We start from the raw sequence: 9862 nt of genomic DNA on the forward strand, positions 1-9862 counted from the left end.
CGCTCGATGGCGCCTATGGACCGCCCCCGGATCGCGCTGCGCCGCCGGAAGAAGCTCCCATCCCGCCAATCGCCGCCTGACCGGCATCCCCGCCCTTCCAGACAAGGACCCACGCCCATGTTGATCACCAACCTGCTCCCGCTTCTCGCCAATTACTCGCTCGGTTTCGACCTTGTCGCCGGCCCCGACGATACCGTCACGCTGACGGTCATTCCCCGCAAGGCGGAAGGCGCGAAACACGGTCTCGAATCCGGCGAAACTCGGCCGATCTCGATCACGGCGAGCGCGGCTGAAATCGATGCGGAACTCGGCCGTGGAACCGATGGCGCACTCGGCCAGCTCATTGCCTCGCGCAAGACCCTTGCTGACCAGATCGCCGATCAGCGCCAGGCGGCCGAGGACGCAAGGGTCGCCGCTGCGGAGGCCGCGAAGGCCAAGGCCGCCACCAAGGCGCCGGCGGCAAAGACGACCACGCCTGCGAGTGCCCCGAAACTCCAGCACGCCGCTACTCCGCCGGTCGACGCCAGGCCGGACCAACCCGCCACCCTGTTCTGAGCGGCGCCGCTCGATCGTCGCCACGACCCCAAGCCGGAGACTCCTTCCATGCAGATCAATCATCTCACGCGCGCGTACCGCTATGACGGCATCGATCTTCCGGTGCCGCCGCATCTCGCGGGTGACCCCGACGGCCTGCGGGCCTACCACGCCACCCTCTATCCGGCGATCCTCAACGCTGAATTGTTCGACGCCGGCGTGTCGGGCGGCGCCCACGTCACCGAATACCGGCGCGCCGTCGGCACCAAGGGCTGATCATGGCGCGCAAGCCCAGCACGGCGATCCCGCCCGCCGTCCGCAAGTCCCTCGCCGAATGGATCGAGCATGACGATGGCAACACGACCGATTTCACGCAGCCCGCCTGCAGCAGACAGGCCCAGGCGCTCCATGCGCGCGTCCTCATCGAGGGTAGCGACGGTCGAGGCAAAGCGCCCAGACCGCTTCCGCCGCCGCCGGGCCTGCGTCTCCCACCTCTCGGCTGATCTCGCCGGGCGTGTCGTCGCGCTATCGGGCGATATTCCCGTCCTTTTCGATGCTCCGCTGGCGCCGCATCACAAGCTGATGGGCCGCTGGGTGGTATCATGGGAAACGGCGGTCAAACGCACCACACGCGACCAGGCGCGCCAACATATCGAGCGCGTCTTCAACACAGCGGTGCTCGAAATTCTGGGCTGCGTTGAACTCGCTGACCTCAGGGTCGTGGTCCTTCAGGGCGAGGAGGCTCGTCCACCGGCGATCGCGGTGATCTGCGATAGCATGGGGCAACTCGACCTCGGATGGATCGAGGAGGGCGATGCGCCGGTTCCCTGGCGTGCGGCCGCCTACAAGGCGCTCGAAGATATGCTGGGCCGCGCGCTTCCGGTCTTCGGCTATCAGGATCTCTTCGACGAGATTTCGATGTACTATTGGGACGGCGCGACTGACGATGAGACGGCGCGGCAATGGATGATCGACTATCATGCTGCGGACCCTGACGATAGCGAAGAGCTGACGCTGCCGTCCAACATGGAAGCGCGCCGGCCCGAATGGATGATCGCGGCAAACGCGGGGCCGCGGGCGCGCCTGCCGAAGCGCCTGCGCCAAAAACTGCATGAACTTCGCAAGGCGCACGACGCCCTTGGGAGCTTGTCGCCGGAAGGCAATGCCTGGCACTTCGATTTCGAGGTCGCCTACGATTATCTCCCAGGCATCGACGAATGCTCGCGATTGCCGCCCCTGACGCTGGTTCCGGTCGAGCAGTTCGCGCGCGAGGTCGACGATGTCGGGCGCCACGGCATGGAATATGGCTTCCTGGACATCGCCGGCTTCTGCCCGCTGTCCGATCCGGCCCGCATCGACGACTGGCTCCTGTCCTTGCGGGCAGGAGCACGGTTCCTGCTCGCCGCCCAGCAGCTGATTCAGCTCGATCCCGCCACTCTGTGAGGCCCGCGATGACCGACCATAGTATCCAGTTCGAAGGCACCGCCGGCGGTCTCGTGCTGACCAACGCCATCCTGCTCTATCAGAACCAGCCGATCCGCGGCGCTAGTGTCTACGCCAGCGCTCGCGAGGGCGCCGCAGCCTTTGCCAGCATTCACCCGATCGAGCATGACGACGAGGGACGGCCGACTATCGGTGCGGGCACATCGCTGTCGCGCGCGCATCTGCGTCAATGGACCGAGGCGCTGGGGCGGACGGTTCTCCCCGAACTCCTGCCAGGCAATGTGCTGGTCGCCCATCCCGATATGCTCGCCTGGTGGATTCCGGCGCAGGTGCGTCCGGCCTATTTCGATCTGTCGGCACCGCCCGCCGGTCTGAAAGCCCTTTCGGGGCGGACGAGCGTGCCGGTGCCCTATCCGCCGCACCTGTTCCTCGCCACCCGATCGGGTCTAGGCGTCTATGCCCTGCCGATAAGCGAGCGGCCGACCGCTGACACGCAGGTGCTGCACTCGCCGGTGCTCAACGTCTATCTCGATGGGCGGCTGTGCTGGGGCAACATCCCCAAACCCAAGGCTCTCGCCATTGCCTCCATCCCGGAATTCGAGCGCGCGGTGTTCGACAGCTGGTCGACCCACCCCAATCCGGGTCAGGAACTGACGGTCACCGGCAAAGGGGGCCTTGTGCGGCTCTGGGACGATCTTGCCGCGCGCAAGGCGAAGCGCTTCCCGGTCAGGCGATTGAAGCCGTTCCATCCCTATCGGCAAGGCGCCCGATCACCGGGTGGGACCGCTCCTGCCGTAGTGACCGTCGGCATGTTGATCCGAGGCGGGTGGTGATGTCGATGCTCGCCGATGATCCGACGGCGGCGGCCGTCCTCGATGCCATGCCCTGCTACCCGGTTCCACCGCAGGGACGATCGCCCGCCCTCGAAGCCCTTCGCGCCGCTGACGTTGGCCACGGCCTTGCCATCGGCAGCGACGGCGTGATGTTGATCCTGCGCCGGCCATGGCTCGCACTCGACGTCCCCATCACCCCGCCGCTTCCCGCCTATCTGCCTTATGGCAGCATCGGGAGCCCCAGGGCCGAGCTGCGTTCGGGCTTCATCCCTCAAGAGATTTTTGACCGCATAACGGCGTGGTTCCACGATTCACTGCCTAACGAGGCTGCCGCTTTTGTCGCCTGGGATGAGGCGACCCGCGCATTCTCGTTGCTTTTCCCCGAGATCGACGAGGCGACGCCATCCCGGCTGGTCTATCGCACGCCGGTCCTGCCCGCGGGCCAGCATATCATTTGCGACGCGCACAGCCATGCGGCGGGGGCGGCTTTCTTCAGCGCCACCGACGATGCCGATGATGCCCATGCCACGAAGATAGCGCTGGTTCTGGGGCGGCTCGACCAGCCGGACGGCCCGACGATGGTTTCGCGCCTGTGCGCCGGAGGCATGTTCATCGCGCTGCCGCGCGAGCCGTTCATGGGAGATCGAGATGCACTCTGACACTGGCGTCCGCCACTTTCTTCCCGCCGCATTCGACAGCGGCGCGATCAAGGTCCTGCTGGTCGGCTGCGGCGGTAACGGCGCGCAGATGGTCATGGGGCTCGCCTCGCTTGATACGGCTCTGCGGGCGATCTCCTCCCGGTCGCTCGACGTCACCGTGGTCGATGACGACATCGTGACCGAAGCGAACCTTGGCCGCCAGCCCTTCTACCCGTGTGACATCGGCAGTTCGAAAGCGCGCACGCTCACCGAACGGATCAATCTCGCCCACGGCCTTGCCTGGAAGGCGGTGCATGGCCGCGCACCTGGCGCCGTCGGAGTCGCCGACGCCGATATCCTCATCACTTGCGTCGATACCGCATCGGCCCGTCGCATGATAGGCGCGGCACTCGCCAGGAGCAGGACCGTCCCGGCCTATTGGATGGATCTCGGCAATCGTGCCGGCGACGGGCAATATCTGATCGGCTCCCCGGATAGCGCCGCGACCGGCGACCAGCCGCGCCTTCCGACCGTGCTCGAACATTTTCCCGAACTCGCTGACGAGAGCCTGCCCGACGACGACGCGCCGTCCTGCTCGGTCGCCGAGGCGCTCGAACGCCAGTCGCTGTTCGTGAACCGCGTCGTCGCGAGTCATGCCCTGGCGCTGCTGTTCGATCTTCTCGGACGCGGCTCCATCGGTCATGCGGGCGCGTTCCTCAACCTCGCCAGCGGTCAGGCCGTCCCGATCCCGTTGCCGCGCGGCGACTGAGACTACCCGCATCACCCCATCCGAGCCGGCTCCGTGCCGGTCGAAACCGCACGTCAATCCGGCGGAGCGACGGGAGAATTGTGCCCGGCAATTCACACAAGGAGACCAGTTATGGCGTCAGTTTCCCAAGGGGGTTGGACCCTACATTACACCATTGGCCGCGTGCTGGCCGCCAAGGTAAGGCCTGGCGATATCGTCCATATGCCGGGCGGGGACGGCGACTTGATGGTGCTCGGTGGGCGCGCGCCGCAGCGCGCCAACGACCGTGGCAGCGTGTTCGTGCGCGATCCCCTCGCCGAAACCGGTGATGGCATGGAAATGCCGCTCCGCGCTCTCGGCATGGTCTGGATCAGCGCCGCCGGTGGCTGGTCGGAGCTTCCGGCATGAGAGCGTTTCACGTCCATGTCTATACAACGATCAGGGTCAAGGTCGCGGTGACCGCCGGGGACCATGCGGACGCCTGTTCGTCTTCTTCCCAGCGGTGCTGGCGTGCTGGAGGCGGAGCCGGCCGAAGAGGTCACAGGCTATCTGGTCGACGAAACCGATGATCCCGAATTCGAGAACAGCTGCTCCTACGATGCCGAATACCGGCCTTGCGGCGCGGGCGGCAGTCCGGGCTGCGCCTGAGGAGGAGAGGAAACGGGGGAGGGTGCTCCGCATGATGGAGCAGTCTGGTGAACCCCCATGCAAGGGTCGAAGTCCCCACACGCCTGTCAGCAAAACGCAGTGGATACAGCCTCGCCCATAAACCCCGGAGGGGGAAGGAGGAGCAGGCCGCATTGCAATTTTCGCTTAATCGGTGTATATGTGCAAAAACACTTTAACACCGGAGATTGCCATGTCCTCTATTCGCTGGAACATTGCGGTGTCCCCTGACACGGACCAATCCGTGCGGATGTTCCTTGCCGCTCAAGGCGGCGGCCGCAAGGGCGACCTGTCGCGGTTCATTGAACGGGCGGTTCGATCCTATCTGTTCGAGCAAGCCGTGGAGCAGGCCAAGGATGCGACCGCCGATATGAGCGAAGCGGAATTGACCGATCTGATTGACGAAGCCGTCCAGTGGGCGCGCCATAACTGATGCGCGTCATACTGGACACCAACGTCCTCGTTGCTGCGCTGATCTCTCGCCATAGCCCTCCCGATACGATCTATCGCACATGGCGGGGCGGCCGTTTCGAGCTGGTAACGTCTCACCTCCAACTCGATGAATTGCGCCGGATAAGCCGCTATCCCAAGATCAAGGCGATCCTGCCAAACCATCGTATTGGCACCATGATAAACAATCTCAATCGCGCGGCGGTGCTGGACCAGCTCCCGGCATTGCCAGACGGTGTGGAATCGAGCGATCCCGACGACAATTTCCTGCTGGCCATGGTCCTCGCCAGCGATTCCGATTTTCTTGTGACCGGGGACCGACGCGCCGGACTGCTGCAGCGCGGCAGCTTCCAACGCGCGCGGATTTTGACCCCGGCAGCATTTTGCGCGCAAGTGATCCCAGGCGCATGAGAGTAATATTCATCGGCACGGTGAAATACACGACGTCATCTATTTTGGCCGCTCGAGGCGAAATTGACGCGATCACCGGTTGCCCGCGTCAATGACGCACGGCATGCTCCGACACATGCTCGATCCCTTTGCATTCGACGGCTTCATCGTGCGCGCCGAGGTCCATATCCTGGAGATCGAGCCGAAGATCACCCGCACGCTCGACCTGCCAATGGCACTGAACTTCGCCGAACTCCATGAAGTCCTTCAGGCCGCCTTTGGCTGGACCGACAGCCATCTCCATCAGTTCAATGTCGGGGGTCTCATATTCGGCGCACCGGAGTTCGACGAAGACGAACTGTTCGACAACCGGATTTTCGAAGCCACCGAGCTAAGGCTCATCGATTTCGTTTTCCCCTACGATCCCGATGGTCAGTCACTGACTATCATTTACGAATACGACTTTGGCGACAACTGGCGTCACCTGCTCCGCCTCGAGAGGCTCCCACGCGAAGAGGGCGTCAAATATCCGCGATGCATCGCCGGTGCACGTTCAGGCCCACCGGAAGACGTCGGCGGCACCGGCGGCTATGTCGACTTCCTGGAGGCCTGGCGGGATCCCGACCACGAAGACCATAAGGCCATGCGTCGTTGGGCCGGCCGAAAATTCCAACCAGAGCTATGCAATCTGGACGCCATCAACAAAGCAATTGGTAAGGCCATACGCGTCGCACGCGGAGACTACAGGTTCCGCCAAGACCGGCCGTAATTGATGCACAGTGAAAACACCGGCAATGTCAACGCGATCTGATTGAACGCCCTTTGGGTGACCGCCAGTCACATATGCGCTCATACCCGTAGTCATCTCAGATCCTCCGGTAAATGGAGGGGGCCATGTGCGGGCAATTTCGCCGATAAATTACTGTAAGTCCGGTTGGAGGGGAGGAGGAACGAGGGAGAGTGCTCCGCACGATGGAGCAGTCTGGAGAACCCCCATGCAAATCGAACTCCGGCGCGTCTCCTATAGCGCTGCGCTCTCGCAGGAAACTGCGGCTTTTTCGGCGGACGTCTGGATCGACGGTGAACTTGCCTTTCATGCCCGAAACCAGGGAACGGGCGGCGCGGACCTCTATCATCAGGTCGGCCGGTGGACTCTGGCCGAGGTCGATGCCTGGCTCAAGGCGAACCGGCCGGTGCGCACCTTGGATGAAAATCTCGCCTGCGACCATGATCTCGAGATCGAGGTGAGCGATCTCCTCCTTCGCGCCGTCGAAGGCCGTCGTCTGAAGCGGCTTTTACGCACGTCACTCCTCACGATCGAGAATGATCGGATCCTGCAATATCCGCTTCGCAAGCGGCCACTTGCGATCATCAGCCGCGCCGTGCGCGCTACCAATCCCGCCGCGATCGTCGTCAACGACGCCGGCGACGAGGTGTTCGCGCGCGCACTCGACCTGCTTCTCGCCAGCCGCTGACATTCCAGGCCGGAGATCGTCATGACCGACACTTTCGATCCCGCCGATGCGGGATGCTGGATGGCGCGCGGCCGTCCAGCTCATCACGCCCTTGCTTTGGCCGATGCCTGGCGCCGCTTCCCCGACCTGCCGAACGAGGCGCCCCTCGGCGCCCGCATGGCGCGTTCCCGCGAGCGCGTTCAGGCGCTTCGTCCCCTCAACGAGGCGATCGCCCAGGAAACCGAGCGCCAGCGCAAAGCCGCGAACTTCGCCTTCGTCGAGCGCCAGATCGCGCAGGGCAGCACCGACAGCCGCAACCGCGCGATCCTTCATGCCCGCGACGTTCACGGCTATGATTGGGATGCCGCCGTCGCTTACGCCAACGGAAACCACGCTGCTATCGCAGGCTGGCCAGGGCGTCCACCATCGCCGTCTCGCCGGGGAGAGCCGGATGTCCGCCGGCTTGGCTACGATCAGGGATTTCTCGACGGTGGCGGCAGGCCCGAAGACATCTTCGATGTCGCCCGGCGATCCTTTCTGGCCGCGCCGCCAGAGCCCAGCTTCGAGGCCAGCCGAGCAGAACAACCGCGTATCGCCCGGCCGCTTCCCAGTCAATGGCCGGCGCCCACGGACACTCCCGCACCGGTATCCTGGCACAGGCGCCTGCTGGTGCTCGGCGCTTCGGAAAGCGCAACAGGCGCGATCGGCATCCGCGCGATGCTGCGGGAACGGCCCGGGCATGAAGCCGCAGGACTCTACATACTCGGCGGTGACTCAGGGTTGCACCTCATCACGGCGACAACCGGCGCGACGCCTGGCGATCAAACCGCGCTTCGCCATGCGCTGCGCCAGGGCGACTATACCGACATCCTTGTCGTTGCCGACGACGCCGAGATCGCCAGGCTGGACGCTGACGCCGATATCCTGCCGCTTGCGCGAACGATGGAGCGCACGCGCAATTCGGTGCTTCAGCAGCGTGCGCATTTCCGTCTCTGGCTCGCACGCGGCCGTGCCCCTGGCGACCAGTTCGCCGCCGGACATATTCGATGGTCCAGGATGGCCGCCGGGCTGTCGGGCCGCTTGGGGGATTTCACCGCGCGCTACGCTGGCCCGGCTCGCCCCCGCGGCCACCGGATCATTGTCGAGGACATGAGCGGCGGGCTTGCGCACGGTTACCGCACGCCGCTCGGCCGCGAACTCCGGCCCGAGATCGTGATCGGCAACAAGGCGCATGCCCGAACCGCGATGGCCGACCTGCTGCGCCAATATGCCGCTTCGCTTCGCCTCGGCTGACCTGACGCCGGAGACGAGGCCAGGCGCGGGGCTTCCCATCACGCCCTGATCTCCGACCTGCCTGACGTGCTTGTGGGCCGCCGCGCCGCGCCCGCGAACCCATCAAAAAGGAAGCATTCCATGCGAAACAGTGCATCCGCGCTGGCTCTCCAGCTATGCCTCGACTTCGATCAGCCGGTCAGGCCGCCCGATCCGGCGCCCGATGCCGCCAAAGTCTCCCAGGTTTGCGAGCCTACGCTCTTCTCGCTGATGCCGACGAAGATAGTTGCCGGTCCGCCTCCGGCCGAGCCCATCGATTTCTCCTTCGCCGCCGGGCGGATGCTGGCGTCCTCATGGAAGGGCCGCGCGCAGGACAATGTCGAGGCGATCAGGCTGCTGAACCTGCTGGACCGCGAACAACGAGGGGCGACGCCGGCCGAGCAGGAGACGATCGCGAAGTTCATCGGCTTCGGCGCCTCCGAGCTTGCGAACAATATCTTCGCCGATCGCGCAGGCACATTCCGCGCTGGCTGGGAAGAACTGGGGCAGGGGCTTGCCGCGGAGACGACCGATGCCGAGCTTCAGTCGCTCAAGCGGGCGACGCAATACGCCCATTACACGCCCGAATATATTGTCCGCGCCATGTGGGACGCCGCCCGGATCCTCGGTTTCACCGGCGGCCAGGTTCTCGAGCCGGGATGCGGCAGCGGCCTCTTCATGGGCCTGCGTCCCGACTGGCTGGCGAGTGCCACGCTGTTCGTCGGCATCGAGAACGATCCCGTCACCGCCCGTGTCGCGAGCGCGCTCTATCCGGGGCAGATCATCCGCTGCATCGATTTCGACAAGGCGTCGCTGCCGCGCGACTTCGACCTCGCCATCGGCAATCCCCCTTTCTCGAACCTCAGCATCCAGAACAAGACCAGTCTCGGCCGGCTTGGCCTGTCGCTCCACGATTTCTTCATCGCGAAATCGTTGGACCATCTTCGCCCCGGCGGCGTCGCCCTGTTCGTGACCTCGCGCTATTCGCTCGACAAGAGCGACCCCAAGGCCCGCAGCCACATCGACGGCATCGCCGATTTCCTCGGCGCCGTGCGTCTTCCCGGCCGGGCCATGCGACAGGAAGCGGGCACGGACGTCGTCGTCGATATCCTGCTCTTTCGCAAGCGCGAACCCGATACGCTCAGCGCCGGACACAACTGGATCGATCTGGCCGATGTTCCCGATAGCGACGAGGGGGAGGGGCCGCTGCGGATCAACCGCTATTTTCTCGACAATCCCGACCATGTGCTTGGGATTCATGAATGGAAAAGCGGCCAGTTCGGCATGGACTATCACTGCGTCGCCGAACCGGGCATCGATATCGGGCAGGCTCTCACGACCGCCCTGTCGGGTATCGCGTCCCGATACGAAGGCACCTGCCGCCCCGTCCATCGC

General features: G+C 64.6%; 13 protein-coding genes and 1 pseudogene. All 14 read left to right on the forward strand.

The genetic code is table 11. The annotated features are described in order from the left end of the window. Window positions 1-117 precede the first annotated feature (117 nt). Complete coding sequence (locus VMR39_RS08760; RefSeq protein WP_037511051.1) at window positions 118-555, forward strand: PRTRC system protein E; 438 nt, start codon at window positions 118-120, stop codon at window positions 553-555. A 48-nt stretch (window positions 556-603) separates the two neighbouring features. Then, the gene (locus VMR39_RS08765) at window positions 604-810 is read left to right on the forward strand and encodes a PRTRC system protein C (RefSeq protein ID WP_037511054.1); all 207 of its coding nucleotides are present in this window, start codon (window positions 604-606) and stop codon (window positions 808-810) included. Window positions 811-942: 132 nt separating this feature from the next. Next, on the forward strand, window positions 943-1977 hold the full coding sequence (locus VMR39_RS08770; RefSeq protein ID WP_317209737.1) for a hypothetical protein: 1035 nt from the start codon (window positions 943-945) through the stop codon (window positions 1975-1977). 8 nt (window positions 1978-1985) lie between these two features. After that, window positions 1986-2810, forward strand: coding sequence for a PRTRC system protein B (locus VMR39_RS08775; protein ID WP_037511059.1), 825 nt, complete (start codon window positions 1986-1988; stop codon window positions 2808-2810). Continuing rightward, the gene (locus VMR39_RS08780; protein ID WP_037511061.1) at window positions 2810-3469 is read left to right on the forward strand and encodes a PRTRC system protein A; all 660 of its coding nucleotides are present in this window, start codon (window positions 2810-2812) and stop codon (window positions 3467-3469) included. The genes VMR39_RS08775 and VMR39_RS08780 overlap by 1 nt, the downstream gene beginning before the upstream one ends. Then, a complete protein-coding gene (locus VMR39_RS08785; protein ID WP_037511063.1) occupies window positions 3459-4217 on the forward strand; it encodes a PRTRC system ThiF family protein in 759 nt (252 codons plus the stop codon). The genes VMR39_RS08780 and VMR39_RS08785 overlap by 11 nt, the downstream gene beginning before the upstream one ends. Window positions 4218-4328: 111 nt before the next feature. Further along, window positions 4329-4604 (forward strand): hypothetical protein, encoded by a 276-nt coding sequence (locus tag VMR39_RS08790; RefSeq protein WP_155282093.1) that lies wholly within the window; start codon window positions 4329-4331, stop codon window positions 4602-4604. A gap of 63 nt (window positions 4605-4667) precedes the next feature. Beyond that, the gene (locus VMR39_RS08795) at window positions 4668-4844 is read left to right on the forward strand and encodes a hypothetical protein (protein WP_317209733.1); all 177 of its coding nucleotides are present in this window, start codon (window positions 4668-4670) and stop codon (window positions 4842-4844) included. Between the two features lie 211 nt (window positions 4845-5055). Continuing rightward, window positions 5056-5295, forward strand: coding sequence for a ribbon-helix-helix domain-containing protein (locus VMR39_RS08800; protein WP_037511067.1), 240 nt, complete (start codon window positions 5056-5058; stop codon window positions 5293-5295). Continuing rightward, window positions 5295-5723, forward strand: coding sequence for a putative toxin-antitoxin system toxin component, PIN family (locus tag VMR39_RS08805; protein ID WP_037511069.1), 429 nt, complete (start codon window positions 5295-5297; stop codon window positions 5721-5723). The genes VMR39_RS08800 and VMR39_RS08805 overlap by 1 nt, the downstream gene beginning before the upstream one ends. A gap of 115 nt (window positions 5724-5838) precedes the next feature. Continuing rightward, the gene (locus VMR39_RS08810) at window positions 5839-6471 is read left to right on the forward strand and encodes a plasmid pRiA4b ORF-3 family protein (RefSeq protein WP_325415606.1); all 633 of its coding nucleotides are present in this window, start codon (window positions 5839-5841) and stop codon (window positions 6469-6471) included. Between the two features lie 226 nt (window positions 6472-6697). After that, entirely contained in the window at window positions 6698-7177 is a 480-nt protein-coding gene (locus VMR39_RS08815; RefSeq protein WP_037511074.1) for a hypothetical protein, read from the forward strand. Window positions 7178-7198: 21 nt separating this feature from the next. After that, window positions 7199-8449: a hypothetical protein gene (locus VMR39_RS08820; RefSeq protein ID WP_037511076.1), complete on the forward strand. Its 1251-nt coding sequence runs from the start codon at window positions 7199-7201 to the stop codon at window positions 8447-8449. 120 nt (window positions 8450-8569) lie between these two features. After that, window positions 8570-9862 (forward strand): annotated as a pseudogene (locus VMR39_RS08825) (lactate dehydrogenase); the annotation flags it as partial.

It is taken from the genome of Sphingobium sp. (genome assembly GCF_035511395.1).
In the GTDB taxonomy this organism is placed as follows: Bacteria; Pseudomonadota; Alphaproteobacteria; order Sphingomonadales; family Sphingomonadaceae; genus Sphingobium.